The 26,236-nt window shown below is 60.8% G+C and carries 31 protein-coding genes; 16 read left to right on the top strand and 15 right to left on the bottom strand.

Features of this window, described 5'->3' with window-relative positions; translation table 11 throughout:
* Positions 1-7: 7 nt before the first annotated feature.
* Both VXL81_RS10745 and VXL81_RS10750 read right to left on the bottom strand, forming a co-directional pair.
* Positions 8-343 carry an AzlD domain-containing protein gene (locus VXL81_RS10745; RefSeq protein WP_340544242.1) on the bottom strand — a complete coding sequence of 112 codons (336 nt, stop codon included), beginning with the start codon at positions 341-343 and terminating at the stop codon, positions 8-10.
* Positions 340-1,065 (bottom strand): AzlC family ABC transporter permease, encoded by a 726-nt coding sequence (locus VXL81_RS10750; protein WP_340544243.1) that lies wholly within the window; start codon positions 1,063-1,065, stop codon positions 340-342. Before VXL81_RS10750 ends, VXL81_RS10745 begins: the two co-directional genes overlap by 4 nt.
* Before the next feature lie 59 nt (positions 1,066-1,124).
* Here VXL81_RS10750 and VXL81_RS10755 point away from each other — a divergent pair, with 59 nt between their 5' ends.
* The 5 genes from VXL81_RS10755 to glp are packed head-to-tail and all read left to right on the top strand — an operon-like array spanning position 1,125 to position 5,284.
* Positions 1,125-2,027, top strand: a complete 903-nt coding sequence (locus VXL81_RS10755) for a formate dehydrogenase accessory sulfurtransferase FdhD (RefSeq protein WP_340544245.1) — start codon at positions 1,125-1,127, stop codon at positions 2,025-2,027.
* Between the two features lie 32 nt (positions 2,028-2,059).
* Positions 2,060-2,734: a molybdenum cofactor guanylyltransferase MobA gene (gene mobA / locus VXL81_RS10760; RefSeq protein ID WP_416554195.1), complete on the top strand. Its 675-nt coding sequence runs from the start codon at positions 2,060-2,062 to the stop codon at positions 2,732-2,734.
* The gene (gene mobB / locus VXL81_RS10765) at positions 2,731-3,222 is read left to right on the top strand and encodes a molybdopterin-guanine dinucleotide biosynthesis protein B (RefSeq protein WP_340544247.1); all 492 of its coding nucleotides are present in this window, start codon (positions 2,731-2,733) and stop codon (positions 3,220-3,222) included. The genes mobA and mobB overlap by 4 nt, the downstream gene beginning before the upstream one ends.
* The gene (locus VXL81_RS10770) at positions 3,219-4,031 is read left to right on the top strand and encodes a molybdopterin guanine dinucleotide synthesis (RefSeq protein ID WP_416554197.1); all 813 of its coding nucleotides are present in this window, start codon (positions 3,219-3,221) and stop codon (positions 4,029-4,031) included. Before mobB ends, VXL81_RS10770 begins: the two co-directional genes overlap by 4 nt.
* The gene (gene glp / locus VXL81_RS10775) at positions 4,028-5,284 is read left to right on the top strand and encodes a gephyrin-like molybdotransferase Glp (RefSeq protein WP_416554199.1); all 1,257 of its coding nucleotides are present in this window, start codon (positions 4,028-4,030) and stop codon (positions 5,282-5,284) included. The genes VXL81_RS10770 and glp overlap by 4 nt, the downstream gene beginning before the upstream one ends.
* 21 nt (positions 5,285-5,305) lie before the next feature.
* Here the strand turns inward: glp and VXL81_RS10780 are convergent, their stop codons facing one another.
* The 4 genes from VXL81_RS10780 to VXL81_RS10795 form a co-directional block, all read right to left on the bottom strand.
* Positions 5,306-6,328 carry a hypothetical protein gene (locus tag VXL81_RS10780; protein ID WP_416554201.1) on the bottom strand — a complete coding sequence of 341 codons (1,023 nt, stop codon included), beginning with the start codon at positions 6,326-6,328 and terminating at the stop codon, positions 5,306-5,308.
* A 111-nt stretch (positions 6,329-6,439) separates the two neighbouring features.
* Positions 6,440-6,910, bottom strand: a complete 471-nt coding sequence (greA, locus tag VXL81_RS10785; protein ID WP_340544253.1) for a transcription elongation factor GreA — start codon at positions 6,908-6,910, stop codon at positions 6,440-6,442.
* A 316-nt stretch (positions 6,911-7,226) separates the two neighbouring features.
* Positions 7,227-7,466, bottom strand: a complete 240-nt coding sequence (locus VXL81_RS10790; protein WP_416554203.1) for a hypothetical protein — start codon at positions 7,464-7,466, stop codon at positions 7,227-7,229.
* On the bottom strand, positions 7,456-7,839 hold the full coding sequence (locus tag VXL81_RS10795; RefSeq protein ID WP_416554205.1) for a VOC family protein: 384 nt from the start codon (positions 7,837-7,839) through the stop codon (positions 7,456-7,458). The genes VXL81_RS10790 and VXL81_RS10795 overlap by 11 nt, the downstream gene beginning before the upstream one ends.
* A gap of 145 nt (positions 7,840-7,984) precedes the next feature.
* Here VXL81_RS10795 and soxR point away from each other — a divergent pair, with 145 nt between their 5' ends.
* The 4 genes from soxR (at position 7,985) to VXL81_RS10815 (ending at position 12,988) form a co-directional block, all read left to right on the top strand.
* A complete protein-coding gene (gene soxR / locus VXL81_RS10800; protein WP_340544256.1) occupies positions 7,985-8,479 on the top strand; it encodes a redox-sensitive transcriptional activator SoxR in 495 nt (164 codons plus the stop codon).
* 158 nt (positions 8,480-8,637) lie between these two features.
* Entirely contained in the window at positions 8,638-10,284 is a 1,647-nt protein-coding gene (locus VXL81_RS10805; protein WP_416554207.1) for a 4Fe-4S dicluster domain-containing protein, read from the top strand.
* Positions 10,285-10,413: 129 nt separating this feature from the next.
* A complete protein-coding gene (locus tag VXL81_RS10810) occupies positions 10,414-12,162 on the top strand; it encodes a tetratricopeptide repeat protein (protein ID WP_416554209.1) in 1,749 nt (582 codons plus the stop codon).
* Positions 12,152-12,988 carry a 4-(cytidine 5'-diphospho)-2-C-methyl-D-erythritol kinase gene (locus VXL81_RS10815; protein WP_416554211.1) on the top strand — a complete coding sequence of 279 codons (837 nt, stop codon included), beginning with the start codon at positions 12,152-12,154 and terminating at the stop codon, positions 12,986-12,988. Before VXL81_RS10810 ends, VXL81_RS10815 begins: the two co-directional genes overlap by 11 nt.
* A gap of 71 nt (positions 12,989-13,059) precedes the next feature.
* On the opposite strand, the gene VXL81_RS10820 is transcribed toward VXL81_RS10815, so the two are convergent.
* The gene (locus VXL81_RS10820) at positions 13,060-14,058 is read right to left on the bottom strand and encodes a polyprenyl synthetase family protein (RefSeq protein WP_416537177.1); all 999 of its coding nucleotides are present in this window, start codon (positions 14,056-14,058) and stop codon (positions 13,060-13,062) included.
* A 57-nt stretch (positions 14,059-14,115) separates the two neighbouring features.
* Between VXL81_RS10820 and VXL81_RS10825 the strand changes: the two genes are divergently transcribed.
* From VXL81_RS10825 to VXL81_RS10835, 3 genes are all read left to right on the top strand, one after another.
* The gene (locus tag VXL81_RS10825; RefSeq protein ID WP_340544262.1) at positions 14,116-14,328 is read left to right on the top strand and encodes a DUF2007 domain-containing protein; all 213 of its coding nucleotides are present in this window, start codon (positions 14,116-14,118) and stop codon (positions 14,326-14,328) included.
* On the top strand, positions 14,328-15,095 hold the full coding sequence (locus tag VXL81_RS10830; protein ID WP_416554212.1) for a tRNA1(Val) (adenine(37)-N6)-methyltransferase: 768 nt from the start codon (positions 14,328-14,330) through the stop codon (positions 15,093-15,095). The genes VXL81_RS10825 and VXL81_RS10830 overlap by 1 nt, the downstream gene beginning before the upstream one ends.
* A gap of 157 nt (positions 15,096-15,252) precedes the next feature.
* Entirely contained in the window at positions 15,253-15,432 is a 180-nt protein-coding gene (locus VXL81_RS10835; protein ID WP_340544264.1) for a YdcH family protein, read from the top strand.
* 170 nt (positions 15,433-15,602) lie between these two features.
* Here VXL81_RS10835 and VXL81_RS10840 read toward each other — a convergent pair whose 3' ends face one another.
* Complete coding sequence (locus tag VXL81_RS10840; RefSeq protein WP_416554214.1) at positions 15,603-16,466, bottom strand: DMT family transporter; 864 nt, start codon at positions 16,464-16,466, stop codon at positions 15,603-15,605.
* Entirely contained in the window at positions 16,463-17,404 is a 942-nt protein-coding gene (locus tag VXL81_RS10845) for a transcriptional regulator GcvA (RefSeq protein WP_416554216.1), read from the bottom strand. The genes VXL81_RS10840 and VXL81_RS10845 overlap by 4 nt, the downstream gene beginning before the upstream one ends.
* A 113-nt stretch (positions 17,405-17,517) precedes the next feature.
* Between VXL81_RS10845 and VXL81_RS10850 the strand changes: the two genes are divergently transcribed.
* Entirely contained in the window at positions 17,518-17,664 is a 147-nt protein-coding gene (locus VXL81_RS10850) for a hypothetical protein (protein ID WP_416543660.1), read from the top strand.
* 74 nt (positions 17,665-17,738) lie between these two features.
* Here the strand turns inward: VXL81_RS10850 and phbB are convergent, their stop codons facing one another.
* The 6 genes from phbB to VXL81_RS10880 all read right to left on the bottom strand — a co-directional run bounded on the left by phbB (position 17,739) and on the right by VXL81_RS10880 (position 23,226).
* Positions 17,739-18,461 carry an acetoacetyl-CoA reductase gene (gene phbB, locus VXL81_RS10855; RefSeq protein ID WP_416536434.1) on the bottom strand — a complete coding sequence of 241 codons (723 nt, stop codon included), beginning with the start codon at positions 18,459-18,461 and terminating at the stop codon, positions 17,739-17,741.
* A 205-nt stretch (positions 18,462-18,666) separates the two neighbouring features.
* On the bottom strand, positions 18,667-19,842 hold the full coding sequence (locus tag VXL81_RS10860) for an acetyl-CoA C-acetyltransferase (RefSeq protein ID WP_340544269.1): 1,176 nt from the start codon (positions 19,840-19,842) through the stop codon (positions 18,667-18,669).
* Positions 19,843-20,143: 301 nt separating this feature from the next.
* The gene (locus VXL81_RS10865) at positions 20,144-20,965 is read right to left on the bottom strand and encodes an EAL domain-containing protein (protein ID WP_416537323.1); all 822 of its coding nucleotides are present in this window, start codon (positions 20,963-20,965) and stop codon (positions 20,144-20,146) included.
* A gap of 135 nt (positions 20,966-21,100) precedes the next feature.
* Positions 21,101-22,036, bottom strand: coding sequence for a sterol desaturase family protein (locus tag VXL81_RS10870; RefSeq protein ID WP_416536435.1), 936 nt, complete (start codon positions 22,034-22,036; stop codon positions 21,101-21,103).
* Entirely contained in the window at positions 22,029-22,472 is a 444-nt protein-coding gene (locus VXL81_RS10875) for a hypothetical protein (protein WP_416554218.1), read from the bottom strand. Before VXL81_RS10875 ends, VXL81_RS10870 begins: the two co-directional genes overlap by 8 nt.
* A gap of 166 nt (positions 22,473-22,638) precedes the next feature.
* The gene (locus tag VXL81_RS10880; RefSeq protein WP_340544275.1) at positions 22,639-23,226 is read right to left on the bottom strand and encodes a TlpA disulfide reductase family protein; all 588 of its coding nucleotides are present in this window, start codon (positions 23,224-23,226) and stop codon (positions 22,639-22,641) included.
* Between VXL81_RS10880 and argH the strand changes: the two genes are divergently transcribed.
* The 3 genes from argH to lysA all read left to right on the top strand — a co-directional run bounded on the left by argH (position 23,225) and on the right by lysA (position 26,194).
* Positions 23,225-24,619: an argininosuccinate lyase gene (argH, locus tag VXL81_RS10885; RefSeq protein ID WP_416554220.1), complete on the top strand. Its 1,395-nt coding sequence runs from the start codon at positions 23,225-23,227 to the stop codon at positions 24,617-24,619. The two genes, VXL81_RS10880 and argH, sit on opposite strands and share 2 nt — an antisense overlap.
* Positions 24,620-24,690: 71 nt before the next feature.
* Positions 24,691-24,876, top strand: coding sequence for a hypothetical protein (locus VXL81_RS10890; protein WP_416554222.1), 186 nt, complete (start codon positions 24,691-24,693; stop codon positions 24,874-24,876).
* A gap of 52 nt (positions 24,877-24,928) precedes the next feature.
* A complete protein-coding gene (gene lysA / locus VXL81_RS10895) occupies positions 24,929-26,194 on the top strand; it encodes a diaminopimelate decarboxylase (RefSeq protein ID WP_340544278.1) in 1,266 nt (421 codons plus the stop codon).
* The last annotated feature ends 42 nt before the right edge of the window (positions 26,195-26,236 follow it).

A 26,236-nucleotide genomic window follows, 5' to 3' on the forward strand; every position in this document is an offset into this window, starting at 1 on the left:
GGATGGATCAGCCTGCCAACAGAAAGAGGAGCAGGAAGCCAACAGCACCGCTGCCCATGGCGATCAGGACATTGCGTGTCCAGTACCCGAGCGCGAAGACCGCCGCGGCGACGGCGAGATGGGGCAGGCTGGGGGTGCCACCGGTCGGCGTCGGCCAGACCACCAGCGGCGCCACCAGCGCAGGAATGATCGCCACCGCAGTATAGCGCAGATGGCGCATCAGCCAAACGGGCATGGTCCTGCCGCCCATCAGCCCGATAAAGGCAAAGCGCAGGGCGAAGCTGCCAATGGCAAGGCCGATGATGATCGTCCATAGCAACGTCGGATCGGGGGGCTGGGTCATGACGGATCCTTTGCAATGCTGCGGCGCTCCAGCCAGAGCTCGGCCTGGGCGCCAGCCATCATGCCGATAAGACCGGCAACAATCAGGCCAAGATTGTAGGGCAGCGCGGTGGCCGGCAGCGCGGTGGCGACAGCGGCGAAACAGGCAATGACATGGGCCGGTGTGCGCAGCATTGGGCCGATCATGGCCAGGAACGCCAGCGGCAGGACAAAGTCGAGGCCCCAGCTGGCCGGGATCTGGGTGCCGACCAACGCCCCGATATAGGTTGCGAGCATCCAACCGGGGGCAACGCATCCATTTGTGCCGAAGAAATAGGCCATGCGTTGTGATAGGGTCATCTGCGGATGGGTTTCGAACTGCACGATCGAGAGCGCATAGGATTGGTCGACAGTGAGATAGGCCGCACAGGCGCGTTGCCACAACGGAGCGCCGCCGAGGTACGGCGTCAGTGATGCCGAATACATCGCCACCCGCAGGTTCACCGCAAGCGCTGAAATCAGGATGATCAGAACCGGCGTGTTTTCTTGCATCAGTTGCAGCGCTGTAAACTGGGCCGAACCGGCAAAGACCGACAGGGAGAAGATCATGGCCTCAGGGACAATCAGTCCCGCTTCGGCAGCAAGAACGCCAAACAGCAGCCCAAATGGTCCGGACACCAGAAGGAAAGGCGCGCCATCGCGAAACCCCTTCCAAAAGGCCGATTTCGTGGTGGTGATTGCCATGATCAGGTCCTAGGTTATTGCTGAAACGGCATAGGCCTGCTGGCGGAGGTTTGCAATTGATGATGGTTGAGAACAGCTCCGACCTGGCGTCGATACTGGCTGAATATGTGATTGCACCTGCGCCGAACGATGCACGGCTGACACGGGTGGTTCAGGGGTTTGATCACACGGGGACCGCGACGGAGATCTCTGTCGTGGAGGAACGGCCGCTGACGATTTACCTCAACCGTCAGGAAATCGTCACCGCCATGACCATTGGCGATTACCCCGAATATCTGGCGCTGGGGTTTCTGCGCAATCAGGGGATGTTGAATCCCGGTGATGAGGTCACCGCCATCGATTACGATGAAGAGCTGGATACCGTGGTCGTAAGGACAGCAGTTGAGACCTCATACGAAGACAAGCTGCAAAAGAAGACCCGCACGTCAGGCTGTGCGGTGGGCACTGTGTTTGGTGACATGATGGAGGGGCTGGAAGGGGTGAGCTTGCCGCAGACAGCGGTGCGCAGCTCCTGGCTTTATGCGTTGGCGCATAAGATCAACCGCACCCCCTCGCTCTATCTTGAGGCTGGCGCCATTCATGGCACGGTTCTGTGCCAAGAAGATCGCCCATTGGTCTATATGGAGGACGTGGGGCGGCACAATGCGGTGGACAAGATCGCCGGCTGGATCCAGAGCACCGGCGCGGAGGTCTCCGACAAAATCCTCTATACCACCGGGCGACTCACCTCGGAGATGGTGATCAAAACCGCGATGATGGGGATTCCGGTGCTGGTGTCTAGATCCGGCTTTACCGCATGGGGGGTGGAGATCGCACAGGAGCTGGGTCTCACTTTGATCGGGCGGATGCGGGGGCAGCGGTTTATCTGCCTGTCGGGAGAGGATCGGCTGATCCGGGATGTGGATCCGGCAAAGGTGCCGGTTGAGGCAAAAGCGCATCGGCGCAAGAGTGCGGACCACTAGGCGCAGACCGCCCGCGATATGGTCCGCAGACGATGTGGCATCAGGCGCAGAGAGGAGATGTCGTGAGACAAAGCAAACCATTGGGCATCATCCTTGCTGGCGGGTTGGCCACAAGGATGGGTGGCGGTGACAAGGGACGCTTACGGATTGGGGGACGCAGTCTGATTTCCCATGTGATCGACCGTCTGTCGCCGCAGGTCGAGCGTATCGCGCTGAATGCCAATGGTGATCCTGCGCGCTTTGCCGATCTTGCGTTGCCGGTGATCGCCGACAGTATCGACGGCTTCGCAGGTCCTCTGGCGGGGGTGCTTGCCGGGTTGGACTGGGCGGCAGCGCAGGGAGCCGAGAGCATTGTCACGGTGGCTGCCGACACCCCGTTCTTCCCCAAGGATCTGGTTCAGCGGCTAAAGGGGAGCGCCGCCGGGCAGCAACATCCGCTGGTGCTGGCTACAACGCCAAAGTCCGGCGAGGAACATCTGAAATCCGGTGGCGGCGGCCGGGTGAACCGGCATCCGACCTTTGGTCTTTGGCCTGTTGCCCTGCGCGATGACCTGCGCGCGGCGCTGGAGGGCGGCCTGCGCAAGGTGGTTTTGTGGACAGACCGTCACGGCGGCCAGGAGGCCCTGTTTGAGGCGGATCCGTTTGATCCGTTTTTCAACGTCAATACGCCTGAGGACCTGGCCCGGGCAGAGGCCTTGCTGCGATGAAAATATATGGCGTCACCGGCTGGAAGAACTGTGGCAAGACCGGGCTGATGGAGCGGTTGGTGGCTGAGTTCTGCAGACGTGGTCTTACCGTGTCGACCTTGAAACATGCCCACCACAGCACTGATGTGGATCAACCCGGTACTGACAGCCATCGCCACCGGATGGCGGGCGCCGCCGAGGTGATCCTTGCCTCGCCCAATCGGGTGGCGATCATGCAGGAGCTGCGTGGCATGGCCGAACCCAGCTTTACCGAGCTGCTGGCCCGTCTGCGGCCTGTGGATCTGGTGCTGGTCGAGGGGTTCAAACGCGAGGTGCATCCGAAGATAGAGGCCTATCGCACAGCGGCGGGCCAGCCGCTCATCGCGCCTGAAGACCGGTCCATTCGTGCCGTTGCCAGTGACATTCCGCTGCATCTGGACAGGCCGGTTTTCGATCTGGACGACACGGTGGCGATTGCCGATTTCATCGCCGGGGAGATTTCCCTTTGAGCGGATGGCAGAGCTTTGCCATGGTGGATTGGTCTGGCGGCAACGACCGTGGGCCAAGCCCTTGCAAGGATGCCATCTGGGCCAGCGTCAGCCGCGATGGATCAGCGGATGAACCGGTATATCTGCGCAATCGGCAGCTGGCGGAGCTGTGGCTCACCGAGCTGGTCGAGGCAGAACTGGCCGCCGGGCGCCGCCTGATGCTTGGGTTTGATTTCCCCTTTGGCTATCCGGCGGGGTTTTGCGAGGCAATCACGGGTTCGGATGATCCTCTTGGCCTGTGGGACTGGTTTGAGACACATATTGAGGATGCGCCAAAGTCTAACAACCGCTTTGATCTGGCGGGGGCGATCAATCGCCGCTTTGGTGGGCAAGGGCCATTCTGGGCCAATGGGCTAGCCCGCGACATCGACGGTTTGCCGCGTCGCAAGGACCGCTATCGCAACCCGTTCCCGGACCGCCGCGCGGTTGAGCATCGGGCCAAGGGCAGCTTTACCTGCTGGCAGATGGCCGGGGCAGGTGCCGTGGGCAGCCAGGTGATGATGGGCCTGCCGGTTCTGTCACGCCTGCGAAAGCGTTTTGCCGGGCAGGTCGCTGTCTGGCCGTTTGAATCCCTGGACACGCCGGTGGCTCTGGTGGAGATCTGGCCGACCCTTCTGGCAGGCCCCGCGCCGGATCACTGGATCAAGGATGCCTGGCAGGTGCATAAGGTGTCCCTAGAATTGTCGGGCCTGCACATGGCAGAGTTGGACCAGTTATTGACCGTCACAGCGCCCGAAGAGGGCTGGATCCTGGGAGTGGACCAGATATGAGCCTTGCCCCGCCACCCCTGCGTAATGATTGCTTTGCTCTTCCAGCAGGCGTCGATTGGACACCGGTGGATGACGCGCTGGATCACTTACGGCGAAATCTCACGGCAGTGACGGCGGCAGAGGTTCTCCCATTGGGGCAGGCTTTGGGGCGGGTTCTGGCTGAGGATGTTTTTGCCGCGCGGAGCAACCCGCCACAGGCGAACACGGCCGTGGATGGCTACGGGTTTGCGGGTCCCGCCGGAGAGGGGCCGCAGGTGATGCAGCTGAGCGAGGGGCGTGCGGCGGCGGGGCTGGCCCATGAAGGCGAGGTTGCTCCCGGGCAGGCCATTCGCATTCTGACAGGGGCGGCGTTGCCTACGGGGGTTGATACCGTCATTCTTGAAGAGGACGTAACCTGCGATGGTGCGCAGATTGCTTTTCACGGACCACTTAAACTGGGCGCCAATACTCGCCGGGCTGGCGAAGATGCCGCCGTCGGCGATCGGATCCTGACCAAGGGTCGCGTGGTGAACCCTGCGGATCTGGCGCTGGCCTCCGCCACGGGATTGTCTGAGCTACCGGTGCGGCAACTGCTGAGGGTGGGTGTGCTGTCGACCGGAGATGAACTGGTCGAGCCGGGTGAGACGGCTGCGGCAGGGCAGATTTACGATGCCAATCGCCCGATGCTGCTCGCGCTGCTGGCAAAGATGGGGTTCGACGCTGTGGATCTGGGCAAAGCTGCCGACGATCGCGCCGCGCTGCGACGTCGCCTGGACGCTGCGGCTGAGGCGGTGGATGTGATCCTGACAAGTGGCGGTGCCTCTGCCGGGGATGAGGATCATATGTCGGCGCTGCTGCGCGAAAGCGGGGCCATGCAGCAATGGCGGATTGCCCTGAAACCGGGCCGACCGCTGGCGCTGGGGATTTGGCAGGGAACGCCGGTGTTCGGTCTGCCGGGCAATCCGGTGGCCGCGATGGTCTGCACGTTGATCTTTGCCCGCCCTGCGATGGGGCTGATGGCGGGGGCAAGCTGGGCTGAGCCGCAGGGGTTTGATTTGCCAGCCGCCTTTGAGAAACGCAAAAAGCCGGGACGGCGAGAATATTTGCGCGCCCGTGTACGCAACGGTCAGGTCGAGGTCTTCAAATCAGAAGGGTCGGGCCGTGTCAGTTCGCTGAGTTGGGCCGAAGGTCTGGTGGAACTGGCGGATGGCGCTGCGGTGATTCAGCCGGGGGATCCCGTCCGTTTTATTCCCTACGCCAGCTTTGGCATGTAACCGGAGCGCGGTCGGAAAGCGTCAGTCAAAGGTGCCAGCGACCCGCCCCAGCAGCATGAAGGCGCGGGCGGTGCGTGTTTCGCCAAGCGATGATATCTCGGCGTCGCTGGCCTCTTGTTCAAATTCCGCCAGCATCTGGTCAAAGCGGCGCAGGAAATGATGTGCGGCATCGCGAAAGATCGGATCCTGTTTCATCCGCGCATTTGTCAGGGCAAGTGAGCTGCGATCCCTCACGCCACCCAATGCGGCAACGGCGCGACCGCGTGTGCCCTGGGCGAACTGTCGCCAGATCTCTGGTCGGGCCATATCGGGGCGCAGGTCATCCATGTAGATGCCATCCTGGCTGAGCAGGGTGAGCACATCCTGCGCGGCCTGAATGATCTGGGCGGCTTTGCGGTCCCGCAAGGCAAGGCGCAGGGCGGCAAAGCCTTCCTCGTCTTCGGCGGTTTCAGGAAAATTCAGGGCCCGGATCAATTGCGGAGCAGGCAGCGGGGCTGCAAAATCCTCGGCGGGCGTGCCAAGCGCCAGCAGTCCCTGATCGGTCGCGTCGCCGCCCGTCGCCGCGGTGGTGGATATGCTCGGCATGGGTCGATCACGGCGGCTGGTGTGAAATGTCGCGAGGGCGGTTTCCGTCTTGCGGGTCGCGGCGGCAATCTCGTCCAACTTGCGTGTGACGGAGGGTTCGGAGACCGAAGCCGCCTGCTGCGCATGGGCGATATAGGCGTTGCGCATTCCGTCGATGGCAGCGTGCAGGCGCTGCGATTCATCCCGCATCACCTGGGCGGATCGCAGAGCGATAGCACCGACCCAGATCAGGAGGACAGGCAGGACCACAGCGACGATCCGCAGCAGGATATCCGACCATCCCGCCGCAGGCGTCGCGTCAGGCGTACCACCCAGCACGAAAACTGCGACAACCACGAGCAGCCACAACGCGCTCAACGCAAGCGCCGCAGCCTCGATCAGGCCAAAGACCGGTCGTTCCGGCGGCGCGTCGAGGGCGCTGGTGGGCGGCTTTGCAGCGGTGGAACTGGTGCGGGTCATACTGTTGCTCGAAACAGAGGGTGGCGAGAGAGATTGGCATATGCCGCATGGCGCGGCGGTGAGATGGACATGGCGGGGCGCCGGTGACTGGCGCCGAGCCGGTAATGCGTATCAGGAAAAGACGATCTTGAGGATTTCATAGGCGCGGTCGCCGCCTGGGGTGCGGACCTCGACGCTGTCGCCTTCTTCCTTGCCAATCAGAGCGCGGGCGATCGGGGATTTGATGTTCAGAAGGCCCGCTTCGATATTGGCCTCATGCTCGCCGACGATCTGCCAGGTCTTTTCCTCATCGGTGTCTTCGTCGACGACGGTGACCTTGGCGCCGAATTTGATCGCGCCGGACAGTTTGGCCGGGTTGATCACATCGGCGAGCGACAGGATGCCTTCCAGCTCCTTGATGCGGCCTTCAATGAAGGATTGCTTCTCGCGGGCGGAATGGTACTCGGCGTTTTCCGAAAGATCGCCGAGTTCGCGGGCTTCGGCAATGGCCTTGATGATGGCCGGGCGTTCGACCGACTTCAGGGTCTTCAATTCAGCTTCTAGGGCGGCGTGACCCGCGGGGGTCATCGGGATCTTTTCCATGTCTGTGTCCAGATATCGTGTCAGGTTCTGCCACCGGCCGTGGCGGTTCGCGTCTATAGGAAAACCGGTTTGTCCCACTGCCAGACTGACAGCGGGACAAACCGGTTATGTCTCATTTACCTGACCCAATCCTGCCGCCGAATGCAAGAGGGCGGCAGGGGCTGTCCACAGCGATTTCATGCCAACAGGCGGAAAACTCCACTTTTTTACGCCTGTCCGTTTTGCACCTGTCCGGGGTGCGGGATGGCGGCAAACGCGTCATGGACAGGCGGGACGACGGGTGGGCGCCTCGCAGTCCTGCCGATACGGAGTAAGGTCAGGGAACCTGCGCTGTGGTGGACGTCTTGCCGGTGATGCTGTGACGCGGCACCCGCGGGCGCGGATCCAGTTGCCGCAGCAGCTTTAGCAGACGGCTGTACCTGAGCAGGGTTTCTTCCCGCCCGAAGCGTGGCTGCACCACAGATTGCCGCTTCGAGCGTTCGGCATCAGGCGCGATGAGGCGCGGAGGCAGGACCGCGCGCGGGCGGCTGGTGTGCCAGAGCAGATCAAGCATCATATTCCACCACCTCGAATTCGATATTGTCGCGGTCGCGGAAGTAGAACCTGCGACCCGGCTCGTAGTCGTGATGCTCACCTGGCGTGAAGCCTGCATCCCGTACACGGGTCTCGACCGTGCTCAGATCATCAACGACGACGGCAATGTGATTGAGCCCTCCGGTGATGCCGTAGCTGATCGGGGCTTTGGCCAGCGGTTCCGGGGGGCAGTAGAGCGCAAGATAACTGTCAGAACCACCGATATGCAGGCTGTAGCCGCCGTTGATAGCCTCACCCTGCCAGCGAATGCGCCAGCCGAACACATCCAGCATCCAGGCGGCGGTGGCTTCAGGGGAAGAAACGGTGATGTTTGCATGTTCAAGACGTACAGTCATATCAGGCTCCGATGCTTGTCAGTTTGGATCGATTACCTGTAGGCTAATTTCTCAACCTAACTTTAGATCAAGGTTTTTCTTTACCCTGAAGGTGAAGCTGTAAACCTATTATTTTTCAGTTGTTTATCAGGTTGATGGAGGGGTTGTGGCAAAGTCAGCTGGCGTGTCGATCGGATATCTTGCGGAGCGAACCGGGCTCGCCGTGTCTGCTATCCGCTATTATGAGTCGCAGGGTCTGGTTGAGCCCTGGCGGAATGCGGGAGGACAACGGCGGTTCCACCGGGCGGACCTGCGGCGGCTGAGTTTTGTGATGATCGCGCAGAAGTTTGGGTTTTCCCTGCCTGAGATCCAGGGGTTTCTCAAGAGCCTGCCGGGTGGGCGCACCCCGACCAAGGCTGACTGGACGCGGCTTTCAGCGCAGTTCCGCGAGCACCTGAACGCCCGAATCGAAACGCTGGAGCGGCTTCGTGACAATCTGGATGGCTGCATCGGCTGTGGCTGCCTGTCGCTGCCCAATTGCAAGTTGTACAATCCGGATGATGCTGCCGCTTCCAAGGGGCAGGGGCCGCGCTATCTGATGGGGGACCGGCCAGCGGATCTGGCCAAAGACGGGAACGGCGCGCCAAATGACGATATTTGACGCACCATTTGTCGCAATTGAGGGTTCTAGATCATCGTAACGTAGAGTTTGGATTGACCAGAGCCTCTGGCACCCGCTAAGCAACCGCGAAAGAAAATTGCGCCAAGGACGCACAGCCTGCACGGGCTGGTCCTGAGCCATAGCCTAAGGAGCCTTCGATGGCCGAGATTGAACGCGAAGCAATGGAATACGACGTTGTGATCGTTGGGGCAGGCCCGGCTGGTCTGTCTGCGGCGATCCGTTTGAAACAGCTGGACAGCGACCTGCAGGTCGTGGTGCTGGAAAAAGGCTCTGAAGTGGGTGCGCATATCCTGTCCGGCGCGGTGCTGGACCCCTGCGGGCTGGATGCACTGATCCCCGACTGGAAAGAAAAAGGCGCGCCACTGAACGTTCCGGTCAAGGACGACAATTTCTACATGCTGGGTGAGGCGGGGCAGATCCGCATCCCGAACTTCCCGATGCCGCCGCTGATGAACAACCATGGCAACTACATCGTCTCGATGGGCAATGTCTGCCGCTGGATGGCTGAGCAGGCAGAAGAGCTGGGCGTCGAGATCTTCCCGGGTATGGCCTGTTCCGAATTGGTCTATGGTGACAATGGCGAAGTCAAAGGCGTGGTTGCCGGTGTCTTTGGTCTGGAATCCGACGGTACCTATGGTCCGAACACCGAGCCGGGGATGGAACTGCACGGCAAATATGTCTTCCTCTCCGAAGGTGTGCGCGGCTCGCTTTCCAAAGAAGTGATTGCCAAATACGGCCTGTCTGACGGCAAGGAGCCGCAGAAATACGGCGTTGGCATGAAAGAGATCTGGGAAATTGATCCTGCCAAGCACAAAGAGGGCTCTGTCACCCACACCATGGGCTGGCCGCTGGGGGGCAACGCGGGTGGCGGTTCCTTTATCTATCACCTCGACAACAATCAGGTTTACGTCGGTTTCGTGGTTCACCTGAACTACAAGAACCCGCATCTGTACCCCTACATGGAATTCCAGCGCTTCAAGCACCATCCGATGGTGGCTGAGCTGCTGAAAGGCGGTAAGCGCGTGGCCTATGGCGCCCGTGCGATCACCGAAGGTGGCTATCAGTCGATGCCGAAGCTGGTCGCCCCCGGCGTGGCGCTCTTGGGTTGCTCGGCTGGCATGGTCAACGTGCCGCGCATCAAGGGCAACCACAACGCCATGCTGTCGGGCAAGGCAGCCGCCGAAGCCGCCTATGACGCGATCAAGGCTGAGCGTTCGGGCGACGAACTTGCCGACTATGAGGTCAGTGTCCGCGACGGCGCGATCGGTGCCGACCTGAAGAAAGTGCGCAACGTCAAACCGATGTGGTCGAAGTGGGGCCTCACCGCCTCGCTGATGCTGGGTGGTCTGGATATGTGGACCAATACGTTGGGCTTTTCGCTGTTTGGCACTTTGGGTCACGGTAAAAATGACGCAGAGGCAACCGAGGAAGCCTCCAAGCACAAACCCATCGACTATCCCAAACCCGATGGTGTGCTGTCGTTTGACCGCCTGACCAACGTTGCCTTTGCGGCGACCAACCACGAAGAGAGCCAGCCCTGCCACCTGCGTCTGGGCAATCTGGACACGCCGATCAGCGTCAACCTGCCAAAGTTCGCGGAGCCTGCGCAGCGCTATTGCCCTGCGGGTGTCTATGAGGTGGTGGAGAAGGACGGCAAGCCGGAGTTCGTGATCAACTTCCAGAACTGCGTCCACTGCAAGACCTGTGACATCAAGGATCCGAGCCAGAATATCACCTGGACCACGCCGCAGGGCGGTGACGGGCCGAACTACCCGAATATGTGATCGGTTTCGGCAGGTATTTGCCGGAATAATTGGGGCAGCCTGCGGGCTGCCCCATTGCGTGTTAAGGGGCGGCGTTCTACGCTTTGTGGCGAGGCAGTATTTGACCAGTCACCAACGAGGAGGCCCCCCGTGCCCGTCCCATTCTTTCGCAGCCTGACAAGCGCAGCGGCTCTTGCCGTGGCGACCACCCTGCCGATACTGGTGCAGGCCGATGCGGTGCGTGCAGATGGGCTGGCGGGTGCGTATCTGGCGGCACGGGCTGCTACCCTGGATAGTGATTTCCGCGCCTCCGCGGATTATTACAACCGCGCGCTGGTGCGCGACCCGAAGAACCCGCTGCTCATGGAGCATGTCGTGTTTTCCCGGCTTGCGCTGGGTGATATCAAAGGGGCCGCGCCGGTCGCGGCCCGCCTGTCGGAGATGGGCGCGCGCAGTCAGGTCGCCAATATCGTTACCACTGCCAACCTGGTCCTGACCGAGGACTATCAGACCATCATCGAACGCGTGACCTCTCAGCAAGAGGGGCAGTATGAGATCAATGCCCTGGTGGATGGCTTGCTGTTGGGCTGGGCACATCTGGGCGCTGGTTCAGTGTCCGATGCGCTGACACAGTTTGACGTCTTGGGTGAAAAAGAGGGGCTTGGCCTTTTCGCGCGCTATCACCGGGCTCTGGCGCTGGCCTCTGTCGGGGATTACGAGGGGGCGGAGGCCCTGTTTGCTGCCGAGGAGGGCCAGCTGACCAATACCTCGCGTCGGGCGGTGATCGCGCGGCTTGAGATTCTGTCGCAGCTGGGGCGCAATGAACAGGCGCTCGATGTGCTGTCCGACGCCTTCAATGGGCAGCTGGATCCGGGGCTTGCAGCGCTGTCCGCACGGCTGAAGGATGGCGAAACCCTTCCCTATACGCTGGCGGCCACGCCGACACAGGGCATTGCCGAAGTGTTCTTCACCATGGGGGCTGCCCTTAATGGTGAAATGGCCGATGACTATGTGCTGATGTATGCCCGTGTCGCAGCTGCCTTGCGCGAAGATCACGTGGACGCATTGTTGCTGGCTGCGGAGCTCTTTGACCAGCTGGGCCGCTACGCCCTGTCGATCGAGCTTTACAAGCAGGTGCCGCGCGAGCATCCGGATTACCACGCCGCAGAACTGGGACGCGCCGAAGCATTGCGTCGCGCCGCCAAACCTGATGCGGCCGCCGAGGTCCTGCAGCAGCTGGCGCGTGATTTCCCGAAAGAGGCACCGGTCCACACCAATCTGGGTGATCTGTTGCGGCAGCAGGAGGATTACAGCGGCGCCGTCGCTGCCTATGACACCGCGCTGGGGCTGATGGATGAAAGCGTGGAGGGACGTTGGTTCCTGCTGTATGCCCGTGGCATCTGCCACGAGCGGCTGAAAAATTGGGAGCAGGCAGAGGCGGATTTCCGCGCCGCACTCGAAATTCGCCCGGATCAGCCGCAGGTTCTGAATTATCTCGGCTATTCTCTGGTGGAGAAGCAGATCAAACTGGACGAGGCGCTGTCGATGATCGAACGCGCTGTCGCCGCGCGCCCTGACGCGGGCTATATCGTCGACAGCCTCGGCTGGGTACTCTATCGGCTGGGTCGCTATGAAGAGGCGGTTGGCCATATGGAAACCGCGGTTGAATTGATGCCGGTCGACCCTGTGGTCAACGACCACCTCGGGGATGTTTACTGGGCTGTCGGGCGGGCGCGGGAAGCTGAGTTCCAGTGGAAGCGCGCGCTGTCGTTCATCGACCCCGAAGATACTGACAGTGAAGCCGACCCTGAGCGCATTCGCCGCAAGCTGGAAAGCGGGCTTGATGCCGTTCTTGCCGAAGAGGGTTCGGCGCCGTTGAACGTGGCACATGACGGTTGAGGGATTTGCCCCGGCCAAGATCAATCTGACCCTGCATGTGACCGGCCAGCGCACAGATGGCTATCATCTGCTGGATTCGCTTGTGGTCTTTGCTGACATCGGGGACCGGATCACGGCTGTATCTGCCGACACCCTGAGCCTGCGGGTGGGGGGCGCGATGGCAAGGGGTGTACCGACCGACAGCTCCAACCTGATGATGAAAGCGGCTGAGCTGTTAGAGGTCGAGCGGGGGGCGGAGCTGAGGTTGGATAAGCAGCTGCCACCGGCCTCTGGCATCGGGGGCGGGTCCTCCGATGCGGCGGCGACGTTGCGGGTCCTGTGCGAGCTGTGGCAGGTACCTCTTCCCGGAGTTGCAGAGGTTCTCCCCCTGGGAGCGGATCTGCCGGTTTGCATGGAGCCGGGCGCCCAGCGGATGCGTGGTATCGGTGAGCAGCTGGAGCGGCTGCCAGCCTTGCCCGACTGCGCGATTGTTCTGGTCAATCCGGGGGTGTCAGTCGCCACGCCCGCGATTTTTCGCGCGATGGAGAAACGTGACAACCCACCGATGCCCGACAGGCTACCCGTTTGGCAGAGCGCAGAGGAGCTGGCGGCCTGGCTTTCGGGTCAGCGCAACGATCTGCAGGGGGCGGCAATCATGCTCGAGCCTCTGATCGGAGCGGTTCTCGACGCGCTGTCGGGTTTGGCCCCGCTGTTTCACGCGATGTCGGGGTCAGGTGCGACCTGCTACGCGTTATTTGCCGACGAGGCGACGGCAGAGGCGGCGGCTGCCACCTTGCAGGCGGCACATCCTGACTGGTGGGTGCGCGCGGGCCGGTTGCTGGCATGACCGGCGCACAGCCAAAAAAGCCTGCGCAGCGGTGCGGGCCTCCCAGGCGTTAATCCGGTTATTCTTTAGGCCTAGGCAAGGCGGGCGACAACATAGTCGGCCAGATCATGCAGCATCTGGCGGATCGGATCCTCTGGCAGGGAGGTCAAGGCGTCCTGTGCCTTGGCAACCCATTCCATCGCATCGCGGCGGGTCGCGGCCAACGTGTCGTATTTGTCCATCAGGGACAGCGCATGGTCGAGGTCGCCCTCATCCTGACGTCCCTTTTCAATGGTGCGAACCCAGAAAGCGCGCTCTTCTGCGGTGGCCTGTGCAACGGCCTTGATCACCGGCAGGGTCAGCTTGCGTTCGCGGAAATCATCGCCAACGTTTTTTCCCGTCGCGGAGCTATCACCCTGATAATCCAATAGATCGTCGGCAATCTGGAAGGCGATACCAAGCGCATCTCCATAGGCAAACAACGCGTCTACCTGCGCTTCGGGTGCGCCGGCTACGACGCCACCGGCCTGAGTTGCGGCGGAGAACAGCGCTGCTGTCTTGCCGCGCACAACCTGCAGGTACACGGCCTCATCGGTGGCAAGATCGCTGGCCGCAGTCATTTGCAGAACTTCACCCTCGGCAATGGTCGCCGAGGCGTTGGCCAAGATATCGAGCACCCGCAGAGAGCCGGTTTCCACCATCAACTGGAAACTGCGTGCAAAGAGGTAGTCGCCGACCAGAACCGAGCTTTTGTTGTCCCACAAGAGATTGGCCGTCGGGCGACCGCGGCGCTGTCCGCTTTCGTCAACCACGTCATCATGCAGCAGGGTGGCGGTGTGAATGAATTCAACGGTCGCTGCCAGTTTCACGTGGTTTTCACCGCTGTAGCCACACAGGCGCGCTGCCGCGAGGGTCAGCATCGGGCGCAAACGCTTGCCGCCGGCCTCGACAAGATGGGCCGTTACCTCGGGAATGCGCGGCGCATGTTTCGAGGCCATGCGTGTCTGGATCAGCGTATTGACCGCTGCCATTTCGTCGCTGAGTGTCGCGGCCAGCATGTCATGCGGCTTTTGCGTCAGGATTTGATTCATCGTTTTCCCGCTTGCAAGGCTCGACAAGGCGCAGCCCTTGCCCTTAGATCCATCCCTATGAAGGAACTTTTGCGCAGCACCGACCCAACTGTCATGGCCTTTGCCACCGCCCTTCTTGAGGGTGAGGATATAGACTGCTTTCAAATGGACGTAAATATGAGCATCCTTGAAGGTGGTATCGGGATATTCCCGCGCAGATTGATGGTGCGCAGCGATGATCATGCCGCTGCCGAGCGCGTGATGCGTGACAATGATATTCCGCTGCGCTGATGTCGGGATTTGAGGACAGCGCTCTTAGCCAGGATGCGTTTCTGGGTGGGCGGGTACAGTTGTTGCAACCAAAGCAGGGGTATCGCGCAGGGGTCGACCCTGTCCTGCTGGCCGCAGCCGTTCCCGCACAGCCTGGTGATCGGGTGCTGGAGCTGGGCTGCGGAGGCGGTCCGGCTCTGTTATGTCTGGCTGCGCGGGTCCCGGATCTGGACCTGACCGGGGTCGAGCTTCAGGTCGATTATGCCGATCTGGCGCGACGCAATGCCGCGCTGAACGCAGTCGATATCACGGTCGTCGAGGCTGATCTGGCAGCACTGCCGGTGGATCTGCGCCAGATCCAGTTTGATCATGTCATCGCCAACCCACCTTATTATCGCGCCGGTGCGCATAGTCCGGCGCAGGACGTGGGGCGGCAGATTGCGCTCGGCGGGGCGACGGAGTTGACCGTCTGGATCGATACCGCCGCGCGACGCCTCACCCATAAGGGATATCTGCACATGATTCAGCGGGCCGATCGCCTGCCGGAAATGCTTGGGGCCTGTCTTGGACGTCTGGGCTCACTTGAGGTGTTGCCATTGGCCGCCCGTGTCGGTCGTGGCGCCGAATTGGTTCTGCTGCGGGCGCGCAAGGGTGGTCGTGCAGGGTTCAGGCTGCATGCGCCGCTGATCCTGCACAACGGTGAAGCACATTTGCGTGACGCCGAAAACTACCAGGCGGAGATCCGGGCTGTTCTTCGTGATGGCCATGGGTTGCCCTGGCCAAGCTGATATTTGCGGGAGACTCGCGGAGAATCGGCTCTCATTCGGCGAGGACATGCCGAAATGACGGTTTCATGACAAAATATATGCTTCTGCAGCGTGACAGAGCAATAATCTTGTGTTCCACTCACTTTGTACGCAACACGCTCAAAGAAGGAGGAATGACATGAGCCTCAGCTCGCATCTGACCGAACTAAAGAAGAAGCACGAGCATCTGAGCATGGAAGTCGAACACGCCCAACGTTCACCCGCGACCGACGGGCTGCGTATCGCGTCGATGAAGAAACAGAAACTGAAACTCAAAGAAGAAATTAAACGTCTCTCGACGGAGGAACTTGCCGTCTGAGAGAGTGATCTGATCTGAGGTGACCGCAGTCCCGTCGCTGCGGTGCCTGAGGCAGAACCGATTGGTTGTTAGGGGTCATCAGCACGGCTGGTGACCCCTTCTTGTTTCTGGGTCTGGCGCGGGATTTTCTGTTGCGGCCCTGGGGAGGGATGCGCCGGTAGATGGATGCTTCAGGGCGTCGCATTGGCCCGCGCGGCCAGCAGCGCCCCGCCTGTTATCAGGCAGGCTGCAATCGCCAGCGTCCATGACGCAGCCGCAATTCCTGCAACAACAAGGATCAGTGTTGAAAGCAAAGGTGCTGCATAAGAGCTGGTGCCGAGCAGTTGGATGTCACCCTGTTTCACTCCGATGTCCCAGACATAGAACGCAAGGCCGACCGGCCCCAAACCCAGCGCGACTGTCGCTCCCCAACCGCTGATGCCGATGGGCCAATGGCTTTCTTCCAGCGCGAAATGAAGGCCCCAGGATGCTGCCGCAGTGATCAGGCAGAATACGGCAACCGTGCTGGTGGGGGCTGTCCCCAGGCGTCGCGCAAGCACGGAATATCCCGACCACGTCAGTGCGCAGAGTAGCGCAAGCCCATAGCCGGGCAGTGCCGCGGCATCAAACTCGGCTCCGCCACCGGTGATGATCGTTGCGGCACCGGCGAAGCCGAGGAGGGCCCCCAGCAAATGCCCCGCGCGCAGTGTTTCCCCGGGCAGCAGGCCGGACAACAGCACAATCAGCAATGGCCAGAGATAGGCAATGAGCCCTGCTTCGGCTGCGGGGGCCATCCTCAGCGCGGAGAAGTAAAGCGCATGATAGCCAAAGAGACCGAGGCTGCCGAAGAGATAGACCCGCCATGACACTTGTCGCAGTGCCGTGAGGCCACCACTGCGCCAACACCAAATGAGGCCCAATGAACCGCCGATTGTGAAACACAAGGCGTTCAACAGGAGCGGTGGGGTCGGCGCAGTGCCAACGGTGAGAACAGCCAGTAGCGACCAAAGCAATACCGCGACAAAGCCGGTTGCCGTTGCGCGGTTCCTGGTCATGTGAGACTGTCTACCGACACGATGGTCAGCCCATCTGACACAGCGGCGGTCTTTTCGATTTCGGCCAGGATCCAGTCGCGGAATGCCACGATCTGCGGGCGCGTTTCAGCGCCTTTCTGACAGAGGAAACTAAATCGGGCCTTGCCGGTTAGCGCCGTTTTGAAGGGGGCAATCAGACGCCCTTCGGCAAGATCCTTTACCACCAGCGCGCGCCGCCCTAAAACCACCCCGGCCCCCGCCAAAGCGGCATCCACCGCGTGGTCGGCGTTGCTGAAGCGGGCGCCATGGGTGGGGTTGAACTCCTCACCCATCAACTTGAACCAGGCGGTCCAGTCGAGCTGCGGTGACATAAAGTTCAGTGAATCGTCGTGGATTAGCGGCGCGTCTTTCAGCGCGGCGACGGTGGGGTAACGCTGCGCGATATCAGGTGTCATGACCGGCATCACCCACTCCACAGGCAGCGGCATTGAATAGACGTCTGGGTATGGGCCGTAGCCAAAACGGATCGCCACATCAACGTCGTCGCGCATCAGATCGACACGGCGCAGGCTGGCCGAGAACCGAAGGTCGATTTCAGGGTGGGCGCGCGCAAACTCGTAAAAGCGCGGCGCCAGCCATTTCGCGGTAAAGGCAGGGCCGGCCGTGACCGTCAGGACCCCATCGTCCTGTAGCCGGATTGCCGCGCGCCAGGCTGCCGTCAGTGCCTGAAACCCATCAGACGCCCCGGGCGCCAGGGCAGCCCCTGCTTCTGTCAGCTCGACGGCGCGGTTCAGGCGGCGGAATACCGGTGTTCCCAAATGCTCTTCCAGGGATTTGATCTGAAATGACAGCGCTGCCGGGGTCACGTTCAACTCCTGTGCCGCACGGGCAAAGGACATATGGCGGGCGGCGGATTCAAAGGCTCGCAGGGCGGTCAGTGGTGGCAGGCGATCAGACATATGAGATAAGTAATACTTAAGTGAAGTGCTGAAAAGTCTCGTTTGTCTGTTGTCACGAAAAGGCGCATATCTAGGTCAAGTTAGCAACACTGATCTGAATGGAGGCCGAAACGATGGAATATTCTGCCAGTGCTACCGTGAAACTCGCCCTGCAACGCGCACATGAGGAGCGCGGCCAGGTCGTACGTGCGCTGTGGGCGCGTATATTTGCACCGCGTCGCGCCACGCGGCTGCGTGCCGGGGTTTCCCGCTGGGCATAGCGCGCATGTCCTTACGGGATTGGAAAAGGGCCGGCCCAGTGGACCGGCCCTTGCCATGTGTGCTTGGTGCGGTCTTACACGAAGAACTGCGCGCCATTGGCCGAAATGGTGGAGCCGTTGATAAAGCCCGAGTCCTCTGATGCGAGGAAGGTCACGCAGCGAGCAATCTCTTCCGGCTCACCCAGGCGGCCAGCTGGGATCTGGCCAATGATCGACTCGCGGACCTTCTCAGGAACGGCCATCACCATCTCGGTCGCAATATAGCCTGGGCAGATCGCGTTGGCGGTGATGCCCGCCCGCGCCCCTTCCTGGGCCAGAGATTTCACGATGCCGAGGTCGCCTGCTTTGGTCGCGGCATAGTTTACCTGAGCGAACTGCCCTTTCTGACCATTGATCGAGGAGATCACGATCACACGGCCGAACTTGCGTTCGCGCATGCCGGGCCAGATCGGGTGCACGGTGTTGAAGACACCAGTGAGGTTGGTGTCGATCACCTGCTGCCATTGCTCCGGTGTCATCTTGTGGAACGGAGCATCGCGGGTGATGCCTGCATTGGCGACGACGATATCGATCGGGCCGATATCCGCTTCAACCTTGGCGATGCCAGCGGCGCTGTCCTCGTAGCTGGCAACGTCCCACTTGTACGTCTTGATGCCGGTTTCATCGGTAAACTTCGCCGCTGCCTCATCATTACCGGCATAGGTCGCCGCCACAGTATGGCCTTCCGCTTTCAGCGCCTGTGAGATTGCAGCGCCGATGCCGCGAGAGCCGCCGGTGACGAGTGCGTTACGTGCCATGGAAAAGTCCTCCGTTATTTGACTTGGTAATCTTGCTACTATTTTGTTTTTGATTGCGCAATTATATTACTCCGTGAATCCGGGCGCTGGAGCCGATACGGAGTACGACGCTGCGTCGCCCTCTTCGACAAAGCTATCGTAAAATGCGCTCCATATAGAAAAGGGCGCCAATCGGGCGCCCTTGATATGGTCAGAATAATGCGCCTCAGGGACGCTCCACGCACATGGCAACGCCCATACCGCCGCCGATGCAAAGCGTGGCGAGGCCTTTCTTGGCACCCCGCCGCTTCATTTCAAACAGCAGCGTATTGAGGACGCGGCAGCCGGAGGCACCAATCGGGTGACCAATTGCGATTGCGCCACCGTTGACGTTGACGATTGCCGGATCCCAGCCCATATCCTTGTTCACGGCGCAGGCCTGCGCTGCGAAGGCTTCGTTGGCCTCAACCAGATCGAGGTCATCCACGGACCAGCCGGCTTTCTCCAGTGCCTTGCGCGAGGCGTAGATCGGACCAACGCCCATGATGGAGGGGTCCAGACCTGCGGTGGCATAGGAGGCGATCCGGGCCAGCGGTTCGATACCCCGCTTTTCGGCGTCATCGGCACTCATCAACAGGGTGGCCGCGGCGCCGTCGTTCAGGCCTGAGGCATTGGCGGCTGTGACCGAACCGTCCTTGGTGAAGGCGGGGCGCAGCTTCTGCATGGCCTCGATGGTGGCACCGTGGCGGATGTATTCGTCCTGATCCACAATGATGTCGCCCTTGCGGGTCTTGACGGTGAAGGCTGCGATTTCATCGGCGAATTTGCCCGCCTTCTGTGCCGCTTCGGCCTTGTTCTGGCTGGCAACGGCAAATTCATCCTGCATGTCACGGGAGATCTGCCATTTCTCGGCAACATTCTCCGCAGTCTGGCCCATGTGGTAGCCGTTGAAGGCATCCCAAAGGCCATCGCGGATCATGGTATCAATATAGCTCATATCGCCCATTTTGTGCCCGGCGCGCAGATTGGCGGCATGGGGCGAGAGGGTCATGTTTTCCTGACCGCCCGCACAGACGATGGCCGCGTCACCGAGTTGGATGTGCTGGGCGCCAAGTGCCACGGCACGCAGACCGGACCCGCAGACCTGATTGATCCCCCAGGCTGCCGATTCCTGTGGCAGGCCGGCATTGATATGGGCCTGGCGAGCAGGATTCTGACCCTGCGCCGCCGTCAGCACCTGACCCAGAATGGTTTCGGAAACTTCGGATTTGTCGATCCCGGCACGTTCAACCACAGCCTCCAGCACTGCGGCGCCAAGATCATGGGCGGGGGTATTGGCGAATGCGCCACCAAAGCTGCCGACGGCGGTGCGTGCGGCGGATGCAATTACTACATTGGTCATCAGTTAGGGTCCTCTGCCATTCATAGTCCCGGGAGGCCAACCGCGCAGTCCGCATTTCGCAGCCGCAGCAACCGGGATCCCCCTGCCTTTTTTTAAAGGCCGTGTGTTTCGCTGCAATTGCAGCACGTGCAAGGTGTCCCACAGGGAGAGCCTGTGTCAATCAATACTATGGCACATATTCTGAGGCAGGTCCGGTCGTTTGCCAAGCGATCATTCCCGACAGGAATTCTCCCTTAAGTTGCGCGGCGGGTATCTGGCGCAAAGATGCGCGAATTTACCCATAAGGCAACGTGCTGTGAGGTCAGGATGCGCGACTGTTCCTGCGCAGCTCTTCCAGCCATGGCGGGCTGACTGAGGGCGCGCCGAACAAATAGCCCTGCAGGCAGTCCACACCGATGGAGATCAGGAACTCGGCGTCAGCTGGGCTTTCGACGGATTCCGCAACCACCAGCATATCGAATTGCTTGGCGATCCCTACCAGCGCGCGGACAACAGCCTGATTGTCGTGGTTGGCATGAATGTTACGGATGTACTGCCCGTCAATTTTCACCGCATCAAAGAAGAACTGCCGGAAATAGCTGACGGCCGTTGCCCCGGCGCCGAAGTTATCAAGCGCAAAGGCGATACCGTGTTTCTGCATCCGGTCCATGAAGTCGATGACCAACTCGGGCGCAGCCATGGCAGAGGCCTCAGTGATTTCCAGCACCAGCCTTTCGCCTGCGGCGGCATCTTTCTTCAGATGTTTTTCAAGGACACGCATCCAGCGCTGATAGCCGATCGAGCGCGCGGACATATTGACGGAGAGGCGGATATTGGGGCTGCGCGCAAGTGCCTTCAGGCCATGTTCGAGGGCAAGACAGTCCAGTTCACGCCCGGTTTCCTTATCCTCGACCAGCGGCATGAATTCGCGCGCAGGTATCACGCGACCCGTTGAATCGAGAACCCGGATATACCCTTCGTAAAAGGCAACCCCTTGTGGCGGCATAGCCTGTATGATGGGCTGATAAGCAAGCATCGTCTGGTTGTGGCGAATCGCGTCGCTGACCATGTCGAGAGTCGACCGATCACGCGATACAACCGCAGAGGTCAGCGGGTTATCGCCGCCTTCTGGCATGTCGGCCATGACCTTTTGCTTCTTCTTCACGGGTATATCCCTTGGCGCTGGGGTGGTCTGATCAATATGGATCAGACCGGACCTTGGCGCAAAAGCGTTGAGCTAGGATTAAGGCGACAATTTTACCCAAATTGAGAGTTGCACTCAGGTCTTGTCAAAGCCAGCGCTGCCGATGTCCTCAGGATGACGTTGCAAATGCTTTGCGCGGATTGTGTCGGAGCTGTCGCGGCTGCCGTCATGGCTGTAGCCCGGCGGGGCAACCGCATATAGCAACCGCTGCCGGAACGTCAGCCCGGGTTGGGTCACATCCTTGAAGATGCTGACCCATTCGTGGAAGGCGACACGCAGTGGGTTGAAGGTGCCGATGTTGTGAACCAGGCCGTAATCCGGGCGGTCGTGATCCTGTTCGGGTACGAATGTGCCGAACATCTTGTCCCAGATGATAAAGACACCAGCATAGTTGCAATCAAGATAGCGCGGATTGCGGCCGTGGTGTGCGCGGTGATGGCTGGGTGTGTTCATCACGGCCTCAAACCAGCGCGGCATCCGGCCGATGGCCTCGGTGTGGATCCAGAACTGGTAGACCAGATTGATGCCTCCGACAAACAGTACCATGGCAGGATGGAAGCCCAGGAGAACCAGCGGCGCGCGCACCACCATCATAAAGGTGAATGTGCCCGTCCAGGTCTGCCGCAGAGCGGTGGTGAGGTTGTAGTGCTGGCTTGAGTGATGATTGACATGGCTGGCCCAGACCCAGCGCACCCGGTGGCCAAAGCGATGCACCCAGTAGTAGCGCAGGTCGTCCAGGACGAAGCACAGAACGATCACCCAGACCGATGTGCCCAGGTCCAACGGCGTGATCTGCCACAAAAGCATGAAGAAGGCCCAGGCGATGAAGCCAAGCGCAATGCCTGACGCCACGCTACCGGCGCCCATAACAAGAGATGTGACGGCGTCGCGGGTTTCATATCGCCCGCCACGTCCCTTGATGGCGATCCAGAGGAACTCAGCCAGAATCGCGGCGATGAAGAAAGGGACCGCCCACTGGGTGACATCAGGGTACGAAATCGTATCAGGCATGTGTCTGTCCTTCTGTCTGCGCTGTCACGGTCGGTGTGATTGGTGCGCTGTGGTCGCCCATGATGCGCCGTCGCCAATCGTTGCGCTCGGCATCCGACAGGTGGAGCACCACGGAGGGGGTAGCAAAATCGGCGAACCGCAGCTTCAGGCCCTTGGGGTGATCCAATAGTCGCACCCCGGCAAGTGGCCGGGCGATGGTATCGGCGCCAAAACACCAGACCAGACCAAGCCCGAGATCGGTTTCAATCAGGGCCGCCTGACCAAGAGTGCTTGGCCATGTGTTCAGGATTTGAGTATCGGGATCATGACGAGACCAGGCCTTGGCGGCGGTGTCTCGCGTCATCAGAACCGGAGCGGACCGCCCGGTGACATGAAGCAGTATAGCTATGACAACAATGCCGATCAGCACCATCGCCACCAAGATTTCCAGCGGCATTACGTCCTCCCTGCCGCTCAGATTGGCGGCAGGGTGACGGCTCTGTCAAAGGTGGCGTTGGGTCAAGCTCCGAAAGATGCCAGCTATCTGGCCACCGCCCGCGCACGCCCGGGAAAGCTGCTGCACTGCGGTACGGCCGCGGAACTTCTTAATGAGCGTCAATCAGTCATTCTGCGTCGATTAGAGTTTGCAGGATTGCCTTGGCACTGTCAGAGTTCCACTCTGCATCGCCACGCAGGCGGCCGATTTCATTGCCGTCGCGATCGAGGATCATTGTCATCGGCAGGCCAAATACGGCCATTTCCTTGGCCAGCGCACCCTTTGGATCCTGATGGCGGGGCAGATTGGTGATGCCCGTTTCATCAAAGAACTTCTGAATCCCGGCGGGCGAGTTGCGGCCGGTGGCTAGGGTCAGGACCTCAAAATCCTCACCGCCAAATTCACTTTGAAGTTCGGACAGCATCGGCATTTCTTTCCGGCAGGGAGCGCACCAGGTGGCCCAGAAGTTCAGCAGGACAACCTTGCCTTCATAATCGGCAAGCGAGGCGCTGCCCTTGCCGTCTTCCAGTTCAAAGCTGTTGCTGGAGGTCGGTTTTGCTTCCGGGTGGAGGATCAGACGGCGCATGTCACCTTCGCGGAGCTCGGAAAGGGCTGCGGGGTCCGCGGCAAAGGCGGCATTTGCACCGAGGGCAAGGGCCATATAAAGGGTTAGCTGACGAAACAGACGCATATTATCTCCGGGGTTCCACACCATGACAGATCAATCCTCGAACCAGATGTGGGGCGGCCGCTTTGCCGCTGGCCCGGACGCGATCATGGAGGCGATCAATGCCTCGATCGGGTTCGACAAGCGGATGGCAGCGCAGGACATTGCCGGCTCCAGGGCCCATGCGGCGATGTTGGCCGCGACAGGTGTCATTACGGATAATGATGCCGAGGCCATTCGGGAAGGGCTGCTCACCGTATTGTCAGAGATCGAGGGCGGAACCTTCCAGTATTCCACCGCACTGGAAGACATCCATATGAACGTGGAGGCCCGCCTGAAGGAAATCATCGGTGAGCCTGCGGGCCGCCTGCACACGGGCCGGAGCCGCAACGACCAGGTGGCAACCGACTTTAAACTCTGGGTGCGCGACCAGCTGGACGCCGCCGAAAGCGGCCTCTTGGCGCTGATCCGCGCGCTTCTGTCGCAGGCAGAAGCTGGCGCCGATTGGGTGATGCCGGGCTTCACCCACCTCCAGACCGCGCAGCCGGTGACCTGGGGCCACCACATGATGGCCTACGTGGAGATGTTCGGCCGCGATCTGTCCCGCGTCCGCGATGCCCGCGCGCGGATGAACGAATCGCCGCTGGGCGCGGCGGCGCTGGCCGGTACCTCCTTCCCGATCGACCGGGAAATGACCGCCAAGGCGCTGGGCTTTGACCGTCCGGCGGCCAATTCGCTCGATGCCGTCTCTGACCGCGATTTCGCGCTGGAGTTCCTGTCCTGCGCCTCGATCAGCGCCATGCACCTCTCCCGCTTTGCCGAGGAGCTGGTGATCTGGTCCTCCGCCCAATTCCGTTTCGTGACGCTCAGCGATCGTTTCTCCACCGGCTCGTCGATCATGCCGCAGAAGAAGAACCCGGACGCGGCTGAGCTGATCCGCGCCAAGGTGGGCCGGATTTTTGGCGCCAACACCGCGCTGATGATGGTGATGAAGGGGCTGCCGCTCACCTATTCCAAGGACATGCAGGAAGACAAGGAACAGGTCTTTGACGCTGCCGATAACTGGATGCTGGCGCTGGCCGCGATGGAAGGCATGGTCAAGGACATGACCGGCAACCGCGAGTCGCTGGCCGCTGCGGCAGGCTCCGGCTTCTCCACCGCCACAGACCTGGCCGACTGGCTGGTTAGGGTGCTGAAGGTGCCGTTCCGCGATGCGCACCACGTGACCGGCACCCTGGTGGCGATGGCCGAACAGCGCGGCTGCGACCTGCCGGACCTCTCCCTGGAGGATATGCAGGGCGTGCATGCAGGCATCACCGAGGACATCTTCACTGTGCTTGGCGTCGAAAACTCGGTAAACTCGCGCATGTCTTACGGCGGCACCGCACCCGCCCAGGTGCGCGCGCAGGTGGCCCGCTGGCAGAGCCTTCTGGCGGACTGATAGCAAGGCGGTTGCGGTTAAGCGGTGATGTGCCGGTTCAATCGCAACCGCCCAGATCGAAAGGGATCAATATGCAGAAAACCGTTCTGATCCTGGGTATGCTGGTGGCCTGCGTGGGTCTTGCGGCCTGCGGGGTCGACGGAGAGCCGGTACGACCCTCGCTCAATGCCGGAGTTGGCGTGTCCAGCAGCGGCGTCCACGCGGGCGGCAGCCTTGGCCTGCACAAAGGGCCACTCAGCGTCTATCTGGGCGTCTGACCCTGAGCGGAATCATTTGATCCGCGCCCCGGTTCTGGTCTAAGCGCGATCTATGGATCATTTTCTCTATCGTGACGGCGCTCTCTACGCCGAAGATGTGCCGGTGGCCGAGATCGCGGCTGCTGTGGGCACTCCGTTTTACCTGTATTCAACGGCGACACTGCTGCGCCATTTCCACCTCTTTGATGATGCGCTGAAGGAGATGGATCATCTGGTCTGCTACGCAATGAAGGCAGCCAGCAATCAGGCGATCCTGAAAACGCTGGCACAGGCCGGCGCCGGCATGGATGTGGTCAGCAAGGGCGAATATCTGCGCGCCAAGGCGGCCGGGGTTCCCGGTGACAAGATTGTGTTTTCGGGCGTCGGCAAGACCGAGGACGAGATCCGAACCGCCCTGAGCGGTGGTATCCGTCAGTTCAATGTGGAATCCGAGCCGGAAATGGACGTGATCAACGCGGTTGCGCAGGAACTGGGCGTTGTGGCGCCGATCACCGTACGCGTGAACCCGGATGTCGATGCAAAGACTCACGCCAAGATCGCGACGGGCAAATCTGAGAATAAATTCGGCATTCCGATTGCGCGGGCGCGGGAAGTCTATGCCCGTGCCGCCAGCCTGCCAGGGCTGAAGGTGATCGGCATTGACGTACATATCGGCTCGCAGCTGACCGAACTGGCCCCGTTCGAGCTGGCCTATCAGAAAGTGGCGGAACTGACCGAGCAGCTGCGCGCTGATGGTCATGAGATTCACCGTCTCGACCTTGGCGGTGGCCTTGGTATTCCCTACACCCGCTCGAACGATACGCCACCGTTGCCGGTTGAATACGGCGCTATGGTACAGCGCACCTTGGGGCATCTTGGGTGTGAGATCGAAATCGAACCGGGGCGTCTGATTGCCGGCAATGCCGGCATCATGGTGAGCAAGGTGATCTATGTGAAATCCGGCGAGGACCGGGATTTCCTGATCATCGACGGCGCCATGAATGATCTGATCCGCCCCGCCATGTATGAGGCGCATCACGAGATTGTTCCGGTGATCGAAGCCGACGCCGGAGTGGAGCAGCGTCCATATGATATCGTTGGGCCGGTCTGCGAAACTGGCGATACCTTTGCGCGCCATCGCGATATGCCGCCCCTGGAAGCGGGGGATCTGGTGGCTTTCCGCAGTGCCGGCGCCTATGGCGCAGTGATGTCGAGCGAATATAACTCGCGCCCGTTGATCCCTGAAGTGCTGGTCAATGGGGATCAATTCGCGGTTATCCGCCGACGTCCGGACTTTGACGAAATGATAAACCGCGATACCATCCCCGAGTGGCTCTGACGGGTACCGCGACATCTGACGCGGCGCAGGGCTGATCGGAGG

Source organism: Phaeobacter sp. JH204B (genome assembly GCF_048055755.1).
GTDB lineage: Bacteria > Pseudomonadota > Alphaproteobacteria > Rhodobacterales > Rhodobacteraceae > Phaeobacter > Phaeobacter bryozoorum.